General features: G+C 66.7%; 28 protein-coding genes. All 28 read right to left on the bottom strand.

Features of this window, described 5'->3' with window-relative positions; genetic code table 11:
- Nucleotides 1–23 precede the first annotated feature (23 nt).
- Complete coding sequence (gene rplQ / locus LG395_RS26785) at nt 24–524, bottom strand: 50S ribosomal protein L17 (RefSeq protein ID WP_171153670.1); 501 nt, start codon at nt 522–524, stop codon at nt 24–26.
- A 161-nt stretch (nt 525–685) separates the two neighbouring features.
- Nucleotides 686–1,708, bottom strand: a complete 1,023-nt coding sequence (locus LG395_RS26780; protein WP_003966937.1) for a DNA-directed RNA polymerase subunit alpha — start codon at nt 1,706–1,708, stop codon at nt 686–688.
- A gap of 144 nt (nt 1,709–1,852) precedes the next feature.
- Nucleotides 1,853–2,257: a 30S ribosomal protein S11 gene (rpsK, locus tag LG395_RS26775; RefSeq protein ID WP_003956432.1), complete on the bottom strand. Its 405-nt coding sequence runs from the start codon at nt 2,255–2,257 to the stop codon at nt 1,853–1,855.
- A 66-nt stretch (nt 2,258–2,323) separates the two neighbouring features.
- Nucleotides 2,324–2,704, bottom strand: coding sequence for a 30S ribosomal protein S13 (gene rpsM, locus LG395_RS26770; RefSeq protein WP_030641206.1), 381 nt, complete (start codon nt 2,702–2,704; stop codon nt 2,324–2,326).
- A 193-nt stretch (nt 2,705–2,897) separates the two neighbouring features.
- The gene (gene rpmJ / locus LG395_RS26765) at nt 2,898–3,011 is read right to left on the bottom strand and encodes a 50S ribosomal protein L36 (RefSeq protein WP_003998809.1); all 114 of its coding nucleotides are present in this window, start codon (nt 3,009–3,011) and stop codon (nt 2,898–2,900) included.
- Between the two features lie 60 nt (nt 3,012–3,071).
- Complete coding sequence (infA, locus tag LG395_RS26760) at nt 3,072–3,293, bottom strand: translation initiation factor IF-1 (protein ID WP_003948620.1); 222 nt, start codon at nt 3,291–3,293, stop codon at nt 3,072–3,074.
- Between the two features lie 162 nt (nt 3,294–3,455).
- Nucleotides 3,456–4,292 carry a type I methionyl aminopeptidase gene (gene map, locus LG395_RS26755; protein ID WP_225811541.1) on the bottom strand — a complete coding sequence of 279 codons (837 nt, stop codon included), beginning with the start codon at nt 4,290–4,292 and terminating at the stop codon, nt 3,456–3,458.
- 100 nt (nt 4,293–4,392) lie between these two features.
- Complete coding sequence (locus LG395_RS26750; protein WP_171153672.1) at nt 4,393–5,055, bottom strand: adenylate kinase; 663 nt, start codon at nt 5,053–5,055, stop codon at nt 4,393–4,395.
- Nucleotides 5,055–6,368, bottom strand: a complete 1,314-nt coding sequence (gene secY, locus LG395_RS26745; protein ID WP_014674383.1) for a preprotein translocase subunit SecY — start codon at nt 6,366–6,368, stop codon at nt 5,055–5,057. The genes LG395_RS26750 and secY overlap by 1 nt, the downstream gene beginning before the upstream one ends.
- A gap of 189 nt (nt 6,369–6,557) precedes the next feature.
- On the bottom strand, nt 6,558–7,013 hold the full coding sequence (gene rplO, locus LG395_RS26740; protein WP_004984514.1) for a 50S ribosomal protein L15: 456 nt from the start codon (nt 7,011–7,013) through the stop codon (nt 6,558–6,560).
- Between the two features lie 2 nt (nt 7,014–7,015).
- On the bottom strand, nt 7,016–7,198 hold the full coding sequence (rpmD, locus tag LG395_RS26735; protein ID WP_003974250.1) for a 50S ribosomal protein L30: 183 nt from the start codon (nt 7,196–7,198) through the stop codon (nt 7,016–7,018).
- 2 nt (nt 7,199–7,200) lie between these two features.
- Entirely contained in the window at nt 7,201–7,806 is a 606-nt protein-coding gene (gene rpsE, locus LG395_RS26730; protein ID WP_014674381.1) for a 30S ribosomal protein S5, read from the bottom strand.
- 36 nt (nt 7,807–7,842) lie between these two features.
- The gene (gene rplR / locus LG395_RS26725; RefSeq protein WP_014674380.1) at nt 7,843–8,226 is read right to left on the bottom strand and encodes a 50S ribosomal protein L18; all 384 of its coding nucleotides are present in this window, start codon (nt 8,224–8,226) and stop codon (nt 7,843–7,845) included.
- Nucleotides 8,227–8,229: 3 nt separating this feature from the next.
- Nucleotides 8,230–8,769, bottom strand: a complete 540-nt coding sequence (rplF, locus tag LG395_RS26720; protein ID WP_014674379.1) for a 50S ribosomal protein L6 — start codon at nt 8,767–8,769, stop codon at nt 8,230–8,232.
- Nucleotides 8,770–8,793: 24 nt separating this feature from the next.
- On the bottom strand, nt 8,794–9,192 hold the full coding sequence (gene rpsH, locus LG395_RS26715; RefSeq protein ID WP_014674378.1) for a 30S ribosomal protein S8: 399 nt from the start codon (nt 9,190–9,192) through the stop codon (nt 8,794–8,796).
- Between the two features lie 211 nt (nt 9,193–9,403).
- Nucleotides 9,404–9,589 (bottom strand): type Z 30S ribosomal protein S14, encoded by a 186-nt coding sequence (locus tag LG395_RS26710; RefSeq protein ID WP_003948630.1) that lies wholly within the window; start codon nt 9,587–9,589, stop codon nt 9,404–9,406.
- A gap of 5 nt (nt 9,590–9,594) precedes the next feature.
- Nucleotides 9,595–10,152: a 50S ribosomal protein L5 gene (gene rplE / locus LG395_RS26705; protein ID WP_030345436.1), complete on the bottom strand. Its 558-nt coding sequence runs from the start codon at nt 10,150–10,152 to the stop codon at nt 9,595–9,597.
- Nucleotides 10,152–10,475, bottom strand: coding sequence for a 50S ribosomal protein L24 (gene rplX / locus LG395_RS26700; protein WP_171153674.1), 324 nt, complete (start codon nt 10,473–10,475; stop codon nt 10,152–10,154). Before rplX ends, rplE begins: the two co-directional genes overlap by 1 nt.
- A gap of 2 nt (nt 10,476–10,477) precedes the next feature.
- Nucleotides 10,478–10,846, bottom strand: a complete 369-nt coding sequence (rplN, locus tag LG395_RS26695; RefSeq protein WP_003998823.1) for a 50S ribosomal protein L14 — start codon at nt 10,844–10,846, stop codon at nt 10,478–10,480.
- A 99-nt stretch (nt 10,847–10,945) separates the two neighbouring features.
- Nucleotides 10,946–11,230, bottom strand: a complete 285-nt coding sequence (rpsQ, locus tag LG395_RS26690; RefSeq protein WP_014674375.1) for a 30S ribosomal protein S17 — start codon at nt 11,228–11,230, stop codon at nt 10,946–10,948.
- Nucleotides 11,230–11,454 carry a 50S ribosomal protein L29 gene (rpmC, locus tag LG395_RS26685; RefSeq protein ID WP_030174543.1) on the bottom strand — a complete coding sequence of 75 codons (225 nt, stop codon included), beginning with the start codon at nt 11,452–11,454 and terminating at the stop codon, nt 11,230–11,232. The genes rpsQ and rpmC overlap by 1 nt, the downstream gene beginning before the upstream one ends.
- Nucleotides 11,454–11,873, bottom strand: a complete 420-nt coding sequence (rplP, locus tag LG395_RS26680) for a 50S ribosomal protein L16 (RefSeq protein WP_009190136.1) — start codon at nt 11,871–11,873, stop codon at nt 11,454–11,456. The genes rpmC and rplP overlap by 1 nt, the downstream gene beginning before the upstream one ends.
- A 5-nt stretch (nt 11,874–11,878) precedes the next feature.
- Nucleotides 11,879–12,700 carry a 30S ribosomal protein S3 gene (gene rpsC / locus LG395_RS26675; RefSeq protein ID WP_014674374.1) on the bottom strand — a complete coding sequence of 274 codons (822 nt, stop codon included), beginning with the start codon at nt 12,698–12,700 and terminating at the stop codon, nt 11,879–11,881.
- Nucleotides 12,700–13,047, bottom strand: coding sequence for a 50S ribosomal protein L22 (gene rplV / locus LG395_RS26670; RefSeq protein WP_006130776.1), 348 nt, complete (start codon nt 13,045–13,047; stop codon nt 12,700–12,702). Before rplV ends, rpsC begins: the two co-directional genes overlap by 1 nt.
- A gap of 43 nt (nt 13,048–13,090) precedes the next feature.
- Nucleotides 13,091–13,372, bottom strand: a complete 282-nt coding sequence (gene rpsS, locus LG395_RS26665; RefSeq protein WP_030641188.1) for a 30S ribosomal protein S19 — start codon at nt 13,370–13,372, stop codon at nt 13,091–13,093.
- Between the two features lie 12 nt (nt 13,373–13,384).
- Nucleotides 13,385–14,221, bottom strand: coding sequence for a 50S ribosomal protein L2 (gene rplB / locus LG395_RS26660; protein ID WP_171153676.1), 837 nt, complete (start codon nt 14,219–14,221; stop codon nt 13,385–13,387).
- Nucleotides 14,222–14,259: 38 nt separating this feature from the next.
- Nucleotides 14,260–14,679: a 50S ribosomal protein L23 gene (rplW, locus tag LG395_RS26655; RefSeq protein WP_171153678.1), complete on the bottom strand. Its 420-nt coding sequence runs from the start codon at nt 14,677–14,679 to the stop codon at nt 14,260–14,262.
- Entirely contained in the window at nt 14,679–15,332 is a 654-nt protein-coding gene (gene rplD / locus LG395_RS26650) for a 50S ribosomal protein L4 (protein ID WP_171153680.1), read from the bottom strand. The genes rplW and rplD overlap by 1 nt, the downstream gene beginning before the upstream one ends.
- Nucleotides 15,333–15,337 lie beyond the last annotated feature (5 nt).

Genomic DNA, 15,337 nt, shown 5'->3' with positions numbered 1-15,337 from the left:
CGCTTCCCGCGTCAGGCGGAGCCTCAGGCGTCCTTGGACTCCTCGGCGGGAGCCTCGGCGGCCTCGGTCTCCTCGACCTTGGTCTCCTCGGCCTTCGCCTCCTCGGCCTCCTTGACCGCACGCTTGGTGGCGGCCTCGGCCTCACCGGTCGCCTGCTGGGCGACCGTCAGCGCCTCGACCAGCTCGATGACGGCCATGGGCGCGTTGTCGCCACGGCGGTTACCGATCTTGGTGATGCGGGTGTAGCCACCGGGGCGGTTCTCGTACCGCGGGCCGATCTCGGTGAAGAGCGTGTGGACGACGCTCTTGTCCGTGATGACCTGAAGCACCTGGCGGCGGTTGTGAAGGTCGCCCTTCTTCGCCTTGGTGACCAGACGCTCGGCGTACGGACGCAGGCGGCGCGCCTTCGCCTCGGTGGTGGTGATGCGGCCGTGCTCGAAGAGGCTCTTCGCCAGGTTCGCGAGGAGCAGCTTCTCGTGCGCGGCGCTGCCGCCCAGACGGGCACCCTTGGTGGGCTTCGGCATGTTCTTTCTCCTGTGTGTCTGCCCCGGCCGTGTCAGGTACCGGGGTCAGTATCCGAGCAGGCGGTCGCCTGTCGGAGACCCCGCGCCCGAAGGGGCGCGGGGAACTGCGCGACCAGCCACAGCGGGCCGGCAGCCGAGAACGGACCCGTGGGCCCGAGCTCTCAGTACTGCTCGGTCTCCACGAACCCGGCATCCGCGTCGTCATCGGCGCCGAAGGCGTCCGCAGCGGCGGTCGGGTCGAATCCGGGCGGGCTGTCCTTCAGGGCCAGGCCCATGCCGGCCAGCTTCGCCTTGACCTCGTCGATGGACTTCGCACCGAAGTTGCGGATGTCCAGCAGGTCGGCCTCGGAGCGCGCGACCAGCTCACCCACGGAGTGGATGCCCTCACGCTTGAGGCAGTTGTACGACCGAACGGTGAGCTCAAGCTCCTCGATCGGCAGCGCCAGGTCGGCGGCGAGCGCGGCGTCCGTCGGGGACGGACCCATGTCGATGCCCTCGGCGTCGATGTTCAGCTCGCGCGCGAGACCGAACAGCTCGACCAGCGTCTTGCCGGCGGAGGCCATGGCGTCACGCGGACGCATCGCCTGCTTGGTCTCGACGTCGACGATCAGCTTGTCGAAGTCGGTGCGCTGCTCGACACGCGTGGCCTCGACCTTGTACGTGACCTTGAGAACCGGCGAGTAGATGGAGTCGACCGGGATGCGGCCGATCTCCTGGCCCACCTGCTTGTTCTGCACGGCGGAGACGTAACCGCGGCCACGCTCGACCGTCAGCTCCATCTCCAGCTTGCCCTTGCCGTTGAGCGTGGCGAGGACCAGGTCGGGGTTGTGCACCTCGACACCGGCCGGGGGCGCGATGTCGGCGGCGGTGACCAGACCCGGGCCCTGCTTGCGCAGGTACATCACGACCGGCTCGTCGTGCTCCGAGGAGACGACCAGCTGCTTGATGTTGAGGATCAGGTCGGTGACGTCCTCCTTGACGCCCGGCACGGTGGTGAACTCGTGCAGCACGCCGTCGATCCGGATCGAGGTGACGGCGGCACCCGGGATCGAGGACAGGAGGGTACGGCGCAGGGAGTTGCCGAGGGTGTAGCCGAAGCCCGGCTCCAGCGGCTCGATCACGAACCGGGAGCGGAACTCGTCGACGACCTCTTCGGTCAACGAGGGACGCTGAGCGATCAGCATGTGTGGATCAGATCCTTCTTTCGTGGACGCCCGCTATTTGACGCCCGACGGAAACCGCGCCCGGGAAAAGCGCGGGTACTGCAAGGGTACGGGCGGCACGACCCGAAGGAGCCGTACCGCCCGCGACCAGCGACCCGGGAAGCGTCAGACGCGACGACGCTTCGGCGGACGGCAGCCGTTGTGCGGGGTCGGGGTGACGTCCTGGATGGAGCCGACCTCGAGGCCCGTGGCCTGCAGGGAGCGGATCGCGGTCTCACGACCGGAACCCGGACCCTTGACGAACACGTCGACCTTGCGCATGCCGTGCTCCTGGGCGCGGCGGGCAGCCGACTCGGCGGCCATCTGCGCGGCGAACGGCGTGGACTTCCGGGAACCCTTGAAGCCGACGTGGCCGGCGGAGGCCCAGGAGATCACGTTGCCGGACGGGTCCGTGATCGACACGATCGTGTTGTTGAACGTGCTCTTGATGTGCGCGTGGCCGTGAGCGACGTTCTTCTTTTCCTTGCGGCGCACCTTCTTGGCAGCGCCCTGACGTCCCTTGGGGGGCATCTACAAACTCCTAGAGGGAGGTGGTCGGTCCTACAGCGAAGACCGTGGACAGGTGTCCGCTGCGGACTACTTCTTGCCCGGCTTCTTCTTGCCGGCGATGGCGCGACGCGGGCCCTTGCGGGTGCGGGCGTTGGTGCTGGTGCGCTGACCGCGGACGGGCAGACCGCGACGGTGACGGAGACCCTGGTAGGTACCGATCTCGACCTTGCGGCGGATGTCGGCCTGGATCTCGCGACGGAGGTCACCCTCGGTCTTGATGTTGTTGTCGACGTACTCGCGGATCGCGACCAGCTGCTCTTCGGTCAGGTCACGGACGCGGGTGTTCGGGTCGACGCCGGTCGCAGCCAGCGTCTCCTTCGAGAGGGTCCGGCCGATGCCGAACACGTAGGTGAGGGCGATCTCCACGCGCTTGTCGCGCGGGATGTCGACACCGGAAACGCGTGCCATTCAATGGCTCCTGGTGAATCTTCGGAGGTCTTCCACAGAACCGGCTCCCGGCCGCCGTACTAGGTACGAACCGGGTCCCCGGCCTCCGAACCGGGGGTGTCGAGCTGGTTGGCTCGGGCTCTGCGTATGAACATATTCAGCTCGCGTCGCGCGAAGACTCTGCGATAGAGGTGCAGAGGGTGATGGTCGTGCGTCAGCCCTGGCGCTGCTTGTGGCGCGGGTTCTCGCAGATGACCATGACCCGGCCGTGACGGCGGATCACCCTGCACTTGTCGCAGATCTTCTTGACGCTCGGCTTGACCTTCATGGGGTGAGGTTCTCCGGGTCAGTGCCATCGCACCGGGCGGGCCCGGGGCGCGGGCAAGATCTACTTGTACCGGTAGACGATCCGGCCACGCGTCAGGTCGTACGGAGACAGCTCCACCACGACCCGGTCGTCAGGGAGGATGCGGATGTAGTGCATACGCATCTTGCCGCTGATGTGTGCCAGGACCTGGTGGCCGTTCTGGAGCTCGACCTTGAACATGGCGTTCGGCAGAGACTCGACGACAGTGCCCTCGATCTCGATGGCACCTTGCTTCTTGGCCACGCTTCGCCCTTCGAATCGACTACCTTGATCGACTCTCAGGCGATCCCTGGGATTCCCTTGCGGGAGCATGCGGACATGCGGGTGCACGAGAGCCGACGAGTCAGTCTACGTCGGCGCACCCCGAAAGGCGAATCGAGGAAGTCTGCCCTACGGGGGAGATCGTTAAGCAAGCGGGTCCGGTGCCGCGGTGACGCCGTGCTCGGCGAGCTTGGCCCTGCCTCCGTCGGGAGCGGTGAGGACCAGCGGGCCCTGCTCCGTCAGTGCGACGGAGTGCTCCCAGTGGGAGGACCAGGTGCCGTCGGTGGTGATGACCGTCCAGTCGTCCGACAGGACCTCGGTGCGCGGGGTGCCCAGCGACACCATCGGTTCGATCGCGAGGCAGAAGCCCGGGACCAGCTTGGGGCCCTTGCCGCGCCGGCGGTCGACGTAGTTCAGCAGGTGCGGGTCCATGTGCATCTCGGTGCCGATGCCGTGGCCGCCGTAGTCCTCGATGATCCCGTACCGGCCGCCGCCCGGCTTGGGCTGGCGGCGGATGTACGTCTCGATCGCCCGGGAGACGTCGACCAGGCGGTTGCCCTGCTTCATGGCCGCGATACCGGCCCACATCGACTCTTCGGTCACCCGCGACAGCTCGATCAGCTCCGGTGCGTGACCGGAGCCCACGAACGCGGTGTAGGCCGCGTCGCCGTGCCAGCCGTCGACGATCGCGCCGCAGTCGACGGAGATGATGTCGCCGTCCTTGAGGACGACGTCGTCGGAGGGGATGCCGTGGACGACCACGTCGTTCACGGAGGTGCAGATGGTCGCGGGGAAGCCGCCGTAGCCCAGGAAGTTCGACTTGGCCCCGTGCTCGGCGAGCACCTTGCGGGCCACCTCGTCCAGGTCCCTGGTGGTGGCGCCCGGCACCGCGGCCTCGCGCGTCGCCGCGTGGATGGCGGCTACGACCAGGCCCGCCGCCCGCATCTTCGCGATCTGCTCGGGGGTCTTGATCTGCACCATGAGGGGCCTGCGCTCTCCGTCACTCACATCGACTGGGATACCTGTACAACAGTACGGCCGCGGCGCCCCGGCAGGGCACCGCGGCCGGAAGGGCCGGGAGCTACTTCTCGGCCTTCTCGCGCTTGAGAGCCTCCAGCGCCCGCCGCGTGATCTCGTCCACCGGGCCCAGGGAGGAGATCGTGACGACCAGGCCCTGCGCCTTGTAGTAGTCGATGATCGGCTCGGTCTGCGTGTGGTAGACCTCCAGCCGCTTGCGGACGGTCTCCTCGGAGTCGTCGTCGCGCTGGTACAGCTCGCCGCCGCAGACGTCGCAGACGCCCTCCTGCTTCGGCGGGCTGTACGTCACGTGGAAGACGTGGGAGGAGTCGTTGCGGCAGATGCGCCGGCCGGCGATGCGCTTGACGACCTCGTCCTCGGGGACCTCCAGGTCCAGCACCGCGTCCAGCGTGATGCCCTCGGTCCGCAGCAGCTCGTCCAGGGCCTCGGCCTGCGAGACGTTGCGCGGGAAGCCGTCCAGCAGGAAGCCGTTCTCCGCGTCGGGCTGCTCCATGCGGTCCTTGGCCATCGCGATCGTCACCTCGTCGGGAACGAGGTTGCCGGCGTCCATGTAGGACTTCGCGAGCTTGCCCAGATCCGTCTGCCGACTGATGTTGGCCCGGAACAGGTCGCCCGTGGAGATGTGCGGAACGCCCAGCTTCTCTGCGAGCCGGACGGCCTGCGTTCCCTTACCGGCACCCGGCGGCCCGACGAGGACGATACGCATCAGCGGAGGAACCCTTCGTAATTGCGCTGCTGGAGCTGGCTCTCGATCTGCTTCACCGTCTCGAGGCCGACACCCACGATGATGAGGATGCTGGTCCCGCCGAAGGGGAAGTTCTGGCTTGCCCCGAAGCCCACCAACGCCATTGTCGGTACGAGAGCGATCAGACCCAGATACAGCGAACCCGGCCAGGTGATCCGGTTGAGCACGTAGCTCAGGTACTCAGCGGTCGGTCGGCCAGCCCGGATGCCCGGGATGAAGCCACCATACTTCTTCATGTTGTCGGCTACTTCTTCGGGGTTGAAGGAGATCGCCACGTAGAAGAACGCGAAGAATACGATGAGCAAGAAGTACGAAACGATGTAAATCGGGTGGTCGCCCTTGGTGAGGTTCTGCTCGACCCAAGTCTTCCAGCCCGACTTGCCTCCCGCGAACTGCGCCACGAGTGCCGGGATGTAGAGCAGCGAGGAGGCGAAGATGACCGGGATCACACCCGCCTGGTTCACCTTGAGCGGGATGTAGGTGGACGTGCCGCCGTAGGAACGGCGTCCGATCATGCGCTTCGCGTACTGCACCGGGATGCGGCGCTGGGCCTGCTCGACGAAGACGACGAGCGCGACCATGACGAGGCCCACCGCGATGACGGTGCCGAACTCGATCCAGCCGCCGGCCAGCGTGCCCTGCTTCTTGATGGCCCACAGCGCGGACGGGAAGGTCGCGGCGATCGAGATGAACATCAGGATCGACATGCCGTTGCCGATACCGCGGTCGGTGACCAGCTCACCGAGCCACATCACGACGGCCGTACCCGCGGTCATGCAGATGACCATGGTGATCGTGGTGAAGATCGCCTGGTCAGGGACGATGCTCGTGGCGACCGAGCAGCCGCTGAAGAGCGCGCCGCTGCGGGCGGTGGCGACCAGGCCGGTGCCCTGGAGGATGGCGAGCGCCACGGTGAGGTAGCGGGTGTACTGCGTGATCTTCGCCGTGCCGGCCTGGCCCTCCTTCTTCAGGGCTTCCAGGCGCGGGATGACCACGGTCAGCAGCTGAAGGATGATGCTGGCCGTGATGTACGGCATGATGCCGAGCGCGAAGACCGTGATCTGCAGCAGCGCGCCACCGCTGAACATGTTCACGAGGCCGAACAGGCCCTGGTTGCCCTGCGCCTCGTTGACACAGGTCTGGACTGCCTTGTAGTTCACGCCGGGGATCGGGATGTGGGTACCGACCCGGTAGACCACGATGATGCCCAGCGTGAAGAGCAGCTTCTTGCGCAGGTCGGGCGTCCTGAACGCCCGGGCGAACGCGGTGAGCACGGTGCCTCCTGCGACCCCCGCGCAACTGCGTCAAGGGTGACGGTCTGAGGTTCGACGAATACGAAAAAGAACAGTGCAGGCCACCTTACCGGCGACACTGCCCCCCTTGGAACGACCAACCGGGGATACCTCATTGTGAGGTATCCCCGGTCGGGATCGTTTACGTCATCGAGGCGTCGTCCGAGGGACTCAGACGAGCTCGGTGACCGTGCCGCCGGCGGCGGTGATCTTCTCCTTGGCGGAGCCGGAGACGGCGTCGACCGTCACCTGCAGCGCCACGGAGATCTCGCCCTGGCCGAGGACCTTGACGAGGCTGTTCTTGCGAACGGCACCCTTGGCCACCAGACCCTCGACCGTGACCTCGCCACCCTCGGGGTAGAGCGCGGCCAGCTTGTCGAGGTTCACGACCTGGTACTCGGTCTTGAACGGGTTCTTGAAGCCCTTCAGCTTCGGGAGGCGCATGTGGAGCGGCATCTGGCCGCCCTCGAAGCTCTCCGGAACCTGGTAGCGGGCCTTGGTGCCCTTGGTACCACGACCGGCCGTCTTACCCTTCGACGCCTCACCACGACCGACACGGGTCTTGGCGGTCTTGGCGCCCGGGGCGGGACGGAGGTTGTGGATCTTGAGCGGGTTCTGCTCCGCCATGATCAGTCGACCTCCTCGACCGTCACGAGGTGGCGGACGGTGTGCACCATGCCGCGGAACTCGGGGCGGTCCTCCTTGACGACCTGCGTGTTGATGCCCTTGAGACCAAGGGAGCGCAGGGTGTCACGGTGGTTCTGCTTGCTGCCGATGTAGGACTTGACCTGCGTGATCTTGAGCTGCGCCATGATTACGCACCCACCCCGGCACGCGCACGCAGCAGGGCCGCGGGGGCGACGTCCTCGAGCGGCAGACCACGGCGGGCCGCGATCTCCTCGGGACGCTGCAGACCCTTCAGGGCCTCCACGGTCGCGTGCACGATGTTGATGGCGTTGTCGGAGCCGAGCGACTTCGACAGCACGTCGTGGATACCGGCGCATTCGAGCACGGCGCGCACCGGACCACCGGCGATCACACCGGTACCCGGGGACGCGGGCTTGAGCAGCACGACGCCGGCAGCCTTCTCACCCTGGATGGGGTGCGGGATGGTGCCCTGGATACGGGGGACCTTGAAGAAGTGCTTCTTGGCCTCCTCAACGCCCTTGGCGATGGCGGCCGGCACCTCCTTGGCCTTGCCGTAACCGACACCCACGGTGCCGTCACCGTCGCCCACCACGACCAGCGCGGTGAAGCTGAAGCGACGACCACCCTTCACAACCTTGGCGACGCGGTTGATCGCGACGACGCGCTCGACGTACGCGGTCTTCTCGGCGGCAGCAGCGCCGCCGTCACGGCCCTTCCGGTCCCGCCGCTCGCCGCCACCGGCACCGCTTCCGCGGCGCTGGGGTCCAGCCATTGGATTACCTCTCTCTTTCCGCTAGCTACAAGCGGCTCAGAACTTGAGCCCGGCTTCGCGGGCGGCGTCCGCCAGGGCGGCGATGCGCCCGGCGTACTGGTTGCCACCACGGTCGAACACGACGGCCTCGACACCGGCGGCCTTGGCACGCTCGGCGACCAGCGCGCCGACCTGCTTGGCCTGCGCGGACTTGTCGGCCTCGCCGCCACGGATCGACGCGTCCAGGGTGGACGCCGACGCCAGGGTGTGGCCCTTCAGGTCGTCGATCACCTGCGCCACGATGTGGCGGTTGGAGCGGGTCACGACCAGACGGGGACGCTCCGCCGTACCGGAGATCCGCTTGCGGATCCGGATGTGACGGCGCTTGATCGCGGCGCGCTTGTAGGCGTCGCCCTTGAGGATCTTCTGCCCGTATGCCATGGCTTACTTACCCGCCTTTCCGACCTTGCGGCGGATGACTTCGCCCTCGTACTTGACGCCCTTGGCCTTGTACGGGTCGGGCTTGCGCAGCTTGCGGATGTTGGCCGCAACCTCGCCGACCTTCTGCTTGTCGATGCCCTCGACCGAGAAACGGGTCGGGGTCTCCACCTTGAAGGTGATGCCCTCGGGGGCCTCGACCAGGATCGGGTGGCTGTAACCGAGAGCGAACTCAAGGTTCGAACCCTTGGCGGTCACTCGGTAACCGACACCGCTGATCTCGAGCTTCTTCACGTAACCCTGGGTCACGCCGGTGATCATGTTCGCCACCAGCGTGCGGGAGAGGCCGTGCAGGGCCTTGCTCTGACGCTCGTCGTTCGGGCGGGTCACCTGGAGGGTGCCGTCCTCGCCCTTAGCGATGTCGATCGGCGCGGCGACGGTGTGGGTCAGCGAGCCCTTGGGGCCCTTGACCGAGACCGTCCGGCCGTCGATGGTGACGTCCACGCCGGCGGGAACCGCGATGGGGAGCTTGCCGATGCGCGACATAGCTGTTTCCTCCGTTCCCTTCTGCTACCAGACGTAGGCGAGGACTTCCCCACCCACGCCCTTCTTGCCGGCCTGCTTGTCGGTGAGGAGCCCGTGCGACGTGGAGATGATCGCCACGCCGAGGCCGCCGAGCACCTTCGGCAGGTTGGTGGACTTCGCGTACACCCGGAGACCGGGCTTGGAGATCCGCTTGATGCCCGCGATGGAGCGCTCACGGTTGGGGCCGAACTTCAGCTCCAGGACGAGGTTCTTGCCGACCTCGGCGTCCTCGACCTTCCAGCCCGTGATGAAGCCCTCCTGCTGGAGGATCTCCGCGATGTGAGACTTGATCTTGGAGTGCGGCATCGACACCGAGTCGTGGTACGCCGAGTTCGCGTTCCGCAGACGCGTCAGCATGTCTGCGATCGGATCAGTCATGGTCATGAATTGGCCTGTGGCCTTTCTCGCCGGGGTTTCCTATATGCGCCATCCCTCTCCCCATACATGGACGGGACGGGTGCGGTGCGGGGACCTACGGCGTAGTAAGTCGTTCAGGGCGGCAGAGGCCCAACCCTCCCAGCCTAAGCCATGAGGGGAGGAGCCCCTGCCGTCCCGGTTGCTTACCGAGAGGTCCAGGAATCCCTAAAAGTCGGGATTACCAGGAGCTCTTGGTCACGCCCGGCAGCTCGCCACGGTGAGCCATCTCACGAAGGCACACGCGGCACAGGCCGAACTTGCGGTACACGGAGTGGGGACGGCCGCAGCGCTGGCAGCGGGTGTAGCCACGCACACCGAACTTGGGCTTGCGAGCAGCCTTCGCGATGAGAGCCTTCTTCGCCATCTCGCTCACGCCTCCTTGAACGGGAAGCCGAGGTGACGGAGAAGGGCACGGCCCTCTTCGTCGTTGGTCGCCGTGGTCACCACGGTGATGTCCATACCCCGGACGCGGTCGATCTTGTCCTGGTCGATCTCGTGGAACATGACCTGCTCCGTGAGACCGAAGGTGTAGTTGCCACGGCCGTCGAACTGCTTGGGGGACAGGCCGCGGAAGTCGCGGATGCGCGGCAGCGCGAGCGACAGGGTGCGGTCCAGGAACTCCCACATGCGGTCGCCACGGAGCGTGACGTGGGCACCGATCGGCTGACCCTCACGCAGCTTGAACTGCGCGATGGACTTGCGGGCCTTGGTGACGGCCGGCTTCTGACCGGTGATCGTGGTGAGGTCGCGGATGGCGCCCTCGATCAGCTTGGAGTCGCGGGCGGCGTCGCCCACACCCATGTTGACCACGATCTTGACGAGGCCCGGGACCTGCATGACGTTCTCGTACTTGAACTCGTCACGCAGCTTGCCCGCGATCTCCTCGCGGTACTTCTGCTTCAGACGCGGAGTGGTGGTGGTAGCCATCAGATGTCCTCACCCGTCCGCTTGGCAACGCGGATCTTGTTGCCCTCTTCGTCGAAGCGGTAGCCGACACGCGTGACGACCTTCTGGCCGTCCTTCTCCACGACCAGCTGGACGTTGGAGACGTGGATCGGCGCCTCGGTGGTCACGATGCCGCCGGCCTGGGAACCGGTGGCGGTCGGACCGGCCTTGGTGTGCTTCTTGACCCGGTTGACACCCTCGACCAGGACGCGCTCCTCGCGCGGGTAAGCGGCAATGACCTTGCCCTGCTTGCCCTTGTCCTTGCCGGTGATGACCTGGACCAGGTCGCCCTTCTTGATCTTCATGCTTACAGCACCTCCGGAGCCAGCGAGATGATCTTCATGAACTTCTTCTCGCGCAGCTCACGCCCGACCGGGCCGAAGATGCGGGTGCCGCGAGGGTCGCCGTCGTTCTTCAGAATGACGGCGGCGTTCTCGTCGAAGCGGATGTACGAGCCGTCCGGACGGCGGCGCTCCTTGACGGTGCGAACGATGACCGCCTTGACGACGTCACCCTTCTTCACGTTGCCACCGGGGATCGCGTCCTTGACGGTGGCGACGATGACGTCACCGATGCCCGCGTAGCGGCGACCGGAGCCACCGAGCACACGGATGCAAAGGATCTCCTTCGCACCAGTGTTGTCGGCGACACGCAGTCGCGACTCCTGCTGGATCACGTCTATCTCCTGATCGTCTGCCGGTTCCCCGGGGGCCGCTCACCGAGCGGCCCCCGGAGCCTGGCGGAACTGTCCTGCGAGGGGCGCCCCGCAGGAGAATTACTTGGCCTTCTCGAGGATCTCGACGACGCGCCAGCGCTTCGTCGCGGACAGCGGCCGGGTCTCCATGAGGAGGACGCGGTCGCCGACGCCCGCGGCGTTCTGCTCGTCGTGGGCCTTGAGCTTGTTCGTACGGCGGATGACCTTGCCGTACAGCGCGTGCTTCACACGGTCCTCGACGGCGACGACGACGGTCTTGTCCATCTTGTCGCTGACGACCAGACCCTCACGGGTCTTGCGGAAGCCTCGGGCTTCGGTGTTCTCAGTCACGTTGCTCTCGCTCATCAGGCGCTCTCCACCGTCTCGATGCCCAGCTCGCGCTCACGCATCAGGGTGTAGATCCGCGCGATGTCCTTGCGGACGGCCTTCAGCCGACCGTGGTTCTCGAGCTGACCCGTCGCCGCCTGGAAGCGGAGGTTGAACAGCTCTTCCTTGGCCTCGCGGAGCTTGCCCAGAAGCTCCTCGTTGCCCAGCTCGCGCAGCTCGGACGCCTTGGTACCGGCCGACATCACGCTTCACCTGCCTCGCGCTTGACGATCCGGCACTTCATCGGCAGCTTGTGGGCCGCACGCGTCAGCGCCTCACGGGCGATCTTCTCGTTGGGGTACGACAGCTCGAACATCACACGTCCGGGCTTGACGTTGGCGATCCACCACTCCGGGGAACCCTTACCGGAACCCATGCGGGTCTCGGCCGGCTTCTTGGTGAGGGGACGGTCCGGGTAGATGTTGATCCAGACCTTGCCGCCACGCTTGATGTGGCGGGTCATCGCGATACGAGCCGCCTCGATCTGGCGGTTCGTCACGTAGGCCGGGGTCAGCGCCTGGATGCCGTACTCGCCGAACGCAACCTGCGTCCCACCCTTGGACATACCGTTGCGCTTCGGGTGGTGCTGCTTGCGGTGCTTGACCCTACGGGGGATCAGCATGACGGTCAGGCCTCCGTTCCGGTGCTCTCAGCCGGAGCGGCGGCGGGGGCCTCGGCCTTGGGGGCCTCGGCACCGGCAGCCTGCTGCGGCTTGCGACCGCGCCGCTCGCCACCGCGGCCACCACGGGCCGGGCGGTCGGCGCCACCGCGGGCCGGGCGGTTACCCGCACGGGCGGCAGCGTTCTCGGCGCGGACCTCGGCGATGTTCTTGACGTCGCCCTTGTAGATCCAGACCTTCACACCGATGCGGCCGAAGGTCGTCTTGGCCTCGAAGAAGCCGTAGTCCACGTTCGCGCGGAGCGTGTGCAGGGGCACGCGGCCCTCGCGGTAGAACTCCGAGCGGGACATCTCGGCGCCGCCGAGGCGGCCACCGCACTGGATCTTGATGCCCTTGGCGCCGGCCTTCATGGCGGACTGCATGCTCTTGCGCATGGCCCGACGGAAGGAGACGCGGGAGGAGAGCTGCTCGGCGACGGCCTGGGCCACGAGCTGAGCGTCGGTCTCGGGGTTCTTGACCTCGAGGATGTTCAGCTGGACCTGCTTGCCCGTGAGCTTCTCGAGGTCACCGCGGATGCGGTCGGCCTCGGCGCCACGGCGGCCGATCACGATGCCCGGACGAGCGGTGTGGATGTCCACACGCACGCGGTCACGGGTGCGCTCGATCTCGACCTTGGAGATGCCGGCGCGCTCCATGCCGGACGTCATCATCCGACGGATGGCGACGTCTTCCTTGACGTAGTCCTTGTACAGCTTGTCGGCGTACCAACGCGACTTGAAGTCGGTCGTGACACCGAGCCGGAACCCGTGCGGGTTTACCTTCTGGCCCATTACCGGGTTCCTTCCTTGCTGCTGACGACCACGGTGATGTGGCTGGTCCGCTTGCGGATCCGGTAGGCACGGCCCTGGGCACGCGGACGGAACCGCTTCAGGGTCGGGCCCTCGTCGACGTAGGCCTCGGAAATGAAGAGGCTGTCGACATCGGTGTGGTCGTAGTTGTGCGCGGCGTTGGCGATGGCGCTGTCCAGCACCTTGCCCACCGGCACCGAGGCGGCCTGCGGAGCGAATCGCAGGACGGCCTGGGCCTCCGTGGCGTCCATGCCACGGATGAGGTCCACCACGCGGCGGGCCTTCATGGGCGTGACGCGGATGTACCGCGCCTGGGCCCTGGCTTCCATGGTTGTCCCTTCAGTTACTTACGTGTCTGAATGCGATCCGCTGCTAGCGGCGCTTCGACTTCCGGTCTTCCTTGACGTGGCCCCGGAAGGTGCGCGTCGGCGAGAACTCGCCGAGCTTGTGGCCGACCATCGACTCGGTGACGAACACCGGGATGTGGGTCTTGCCGTTGTGCACCGCGATCGTGTGGCCGAGCATGGCCGGGACGATCATCGAGCGACGGGACCAGGTCTTGATGACGTTCTTGGTGCCGGCTTCGTTCTGCGTGTCCACCTTCTTCATCAGGTGGTCGTCGACGAAGGGCCCCTTCTTCAAGCTACGAGGCATCTCAACCCGTCCTTAGCGCTTCTTGTTCGTCTTGCGGCGGCGGACGATGTACTTGTTCGACGCCTTCTTGGGCGAACGAGTACGGCCTTCCTTCTTGCCCCACGGGGACACAGGGTGGCGACCACCGGAGGTCCGGCCCTCACCACCACCGTGCGGGTGGTCAACCGGGTTCATGACCACACCACGGACGGTCGGGCGAACGCCCAGCCACCGCTTGCGGCCCGCCTTGCCCCAGTTGATGTTGCTCTGCTCGGCGTTGCCGACCTCGCCGACGGTGGCGCGGCAGCGCGCGTCCACCATGCGGATCTCGCCGGACGGCATACGCAGGGTCGCCATGGCGCCCTCACGAGCCAGGAGCTGCACCGAGGCACCCGCGGAACGGGCGAGCTTCGCACCGCCACCGGGACGGAGCTCGATCGCGTGGATCGTGGTACCGACCGGGATGTTGCGGAGGGCCAGGTTGTTGCCCGGCTTGATGTCGGCCCCGGGACCGTTCTCCACGGTGTCGCCCTGCTGCAGGTTGCGCGGGGCGAGGATGTAGCGCTTCTCGCCGTCGGCGTAGTGCAGCAGCGCGATGCGCGCGGTGCGGTTGGGGTCGTACTCGATGTGCGCGACCTTCGCCGGCACGCCGTCCTTGTCGTGACGACGGAAGTCGATCAGACGGTAGGCGCGCTTGTGTCCGCCACCCTGGTGGCGAACGGTCACACGACCGGCGTTGTTACGGCCGCCCTTGCTGTGCAGGGGACGGACCAGCGACTTCTCCGGCGTGGACCGCGTGACCTCGACGAAGTCGGCGACGCTGGCGCCACGACGGCCCGGCGTAGTCGGCTTGTACTTGCGGATTCCCATTTCTCAGTCCTCGTCCGATATCGGACGATCCGACCCGCTTACGCGGTCGGACCGCCGAAGATGTCGATACGGTCGCCCTCGGCGAGGGTCACGATCGCGCGCTTGGAGCCCGCGCGCTGGCCGAAGCCGGTGCGGGTCCGCTTGCGCTTGCCCTGGCGGTTGATCGTGTTGACCCCGGTGACCTTGACGTCGAAGACCGCCTGGACGGCCTGCTTGATCTGGGTCTTGTTGGCGTTCGGGTCGACGATGAACGTGTACTTGTTCTCGTCGAGGAGCGCGTAGCTCTTCTCGGAGACGACCGGCTTGAGCAGGACGTCACGGGGGTCCGTGTACGACTTGCTCAGCGGGGTCTCGACGGTGTTCTTGCCCTCGGCGGCGTGACGGCGCGCCTTGGCGACGCGCGCGGCCTTGGCGGCCTTGGCGGCCTTCGAGGCGATAGAGGGGTGACGGATGGCCATCAGACCTCAGTCCCTTCGGTGTCGTTGGCCTTCGGGCCGGCGACGAAGGACTCGAAAGCGGCCTGGGTGAAGACCACGTCGTCCGAGACGAGAACGTCGTACGTGTTCAGCTGGCCCGGCTCCAGGATGTGGACCTGGGGCAGGTTGCGGGCGGACAGCCACGCGGCCTCGTCGGCGCGGTCGACGACCAGGAGCAGGTTCTTGCGCTCCGAGATCTTGCCGAACAGCGACTTGGCGGCCTTGGTGCTGGGGTTCCCGCCCTCGACCACGCCAGAGACGACGTGGATGCGGTTGTGACGCGCCCGGTCGGTGAGGGCACCGCGCAGGGCGGCGGCCTTCATCTTCTTCGGGGTGCGCTGCGAGTAGTCGCGCGGCACGGGACCGTGCACGACGCCACCACCGGCGAACTGCGGCGCGCGGGTCGAACCCTGACGGGCGCGACCGGTGCCCTTCTGGCGGTACGGCTTCTTGCCGCCACCACGGACTTCACCGCGGGTCTTGGTCTTGTGCGTGCCCTGACGGGCAGCGGCCAGCTGCGCGACGACGACCTGGTGGATCAGCGGAACGCTGACCTTGGCGTCGAAGATCTCCGCGGGGAGCTCGACGGAACCGGCCTTCTCGCCCGCCGGCGAAAGGATGTCAACAGTGCTCATCGGTT

This window comes from Streptomyces spinosus (assembly GCF_020400655.1).
Lineage (GTDB): Bacteria > Actinomycetota > Actinomycetes > Streptomycetales > Streptomycetaceae > Streptomyces > Streptomyces argyrophylli.
This window is presented reverse-complemented; position numbering and strand designations above follow the sequence as displayed.

Excerpts from the sequence above, each read along its gene's own strand:
- rplQ (WP_171153670.1), bottom strand. The coding sequence starts at position 524 with ATGCCGAAGCCCACCAAGGGTGCCCGTCTGGGCGGCAGCGCCGCGCAC.
- LG395_RS26780 (WP_003966937.1), bottom strand. The coding sequence starts at position 1,708 with ATGCTGATCGCTCAGCGTCCCTCGTTGACCGAAGAGGTCGTCGACGAG.
- rpsK (WP_003956432.1), bottom strand. The coding sequence starts at position 2,257 with ATGCCCCCCAAGGGACGTCAGGGCGCTGCCAAGAAGGTGCGCCGCAAG.
- rpsM (WP_030641206.1), bottom strand. The coding sequence starts at position 2,704 with ATGGCACGCGTTTCCGGTGTCGACATCCCGCGCGACAAGCGCGTGGAG.
- rpmJ (WP_003998809.1), bottom strand. The coding sequence starts at position 3,011 with ATGAAGGTCAAGCCGAGCGTCAAGAAGATCTGCGACAAGTGCAGGGTG.
- map (WP_225811541.1), bottom strand. The coding sequence starts at position 4,292 with ATGGTGCAGATCAAGACCCCCGAGCAGATCGCGAAGATGCGGGCGGCG.
- LG395_RS26750 (WP_171153672.1), bottom strand. The coding sequence starts at position 5,055 with ATGCGTATCGTCCTCGTCGGGCCGCCGGGTGCCGGTAAGGGAACGCAG.
- rplO (WP_004984514.1), bottom strand. The coding sequence starts at position 7,013 with ATGGCGGAGCAGAACCCGCTCAAGATCCACAACCTCCGTCCCGCCCCG.
- rpmD (WP_003974250.1), bottom strand. The coding sequence starts at position 7,198 with ATGGCGCAGCTCAAGATCACGCAGGTCAAGTCCTACATCGGCAGCAAG.
- rpsE (WP_014674381.1), bottom strand. The coding sequence starts at position 7,806 with ATGGCTGGACCCCAGCGCCGCGGAAGCGGTGCCGGTGGCGGCGAGCGG.
- rplR (WP_014674380.1), bottom strand. The coding sequence starts at position 8,226 with ATGGCATACGGGCAGAAGATCCTCAAGGGCGACGCCTACAAGCGCGCC.
- rplF (WP_014674379.1), bottom strand. The coding sequence starts at position 8,769 with ATGTCGCGCATCGGCAAGCTCCCCATCGCGGTTCCCGCCGGCGTGGAC.
- rpsH (WP_014674378.1), bottom strand. The coding sequence starts at position 9,192 with ATGACCATGACTGATCCGATCGCAGACATGCTGACGCGTCTGCGGAAC.
- LG395_RS26710 (WP_003948630.1), bottom strand. The coding sequence starts at position 9,589 with ATGGCGAAGAAGGCTCTCATCGCGAAGGCTGCTCGCAAGCCCAAGTTC.
- rplE (WP_030345436.1), bottom strand. The coding sequence starts at position 10,152 with ATGGCTACCACCACCACTCCGCGTCTGAAGCAGAAGTACCGCGAGGAG.
- rplX (WP_171153674.1), bottom strand. The coding sequence starts at position 10,475 with ATGAAGATCAAGAAGGGCGACCTGGTCCAGGTCATCACCGGCAAGGAC.
- rpsQ (WP_014674375.1), bottom strand. The coding sequence starts at position 11,230 with ATGAGCGAGAGCAACGTGACTGAGAACACCGAAGCCCGAGGCTTCCGC.
- rpmC (WP_030174543.1), bottom strand. The coding sequence starts at position 11,454 with ATGTCGGCCGGTACCAAGGCGTCCGAGCTGCGCGAGCTGGGCAACGAG.
- rplP (WP_009190136.1), bottom strand. The coding sequence starts at position 11,873 with ATGCTGATCCCCCGTAGGGTCAAGCACCGCAAGCAGCACCACCCGAAG.
- rpsC (WP_014674374.1), bottom strand. The coding sequence starts at position 12,700 with ATGGGCCAGAAGGTAAACCCGCACGGGTTCCGGCTCGGTGTCACGACC.
- rplV (WP_006130776.1), bottom strand. The coding sequence starts at position 13,047 with ATGGAAGCCAGGGCCCAGGCGCGGTACATCCGCGTCACGCCCATGAAG.
- rpsS (WP_030641188.1), bottom strand. The coding sequence starts at position 13,372 with ATGCCTCGTAGCTTGAAGAAGGGGCCCTTCGTCGACGACCACCTGATG.
- rplB (WP_171153676.1), bottom strand. The coding sequence starts at position 14,221 with ATGGGAATCCGCAAGTACAAGCCGACTACGCCGGGCCGTCGTGGCGCC.
- rplW (WP_171153678.1), bottom strand. The coding sequence starts at position 14,679 with ATGGCCATCCGTCACCCCTCTATCGCCTCGAAGGCCGCCAAGGCCGCC.
- rplD (WP_171153680.1), bottom strand. The coding sequence starts at position 15,332 with ATGAGCACTGTTGACATCCTTTCGCCGGCGGGCGAGAAGGCCGGTTCC.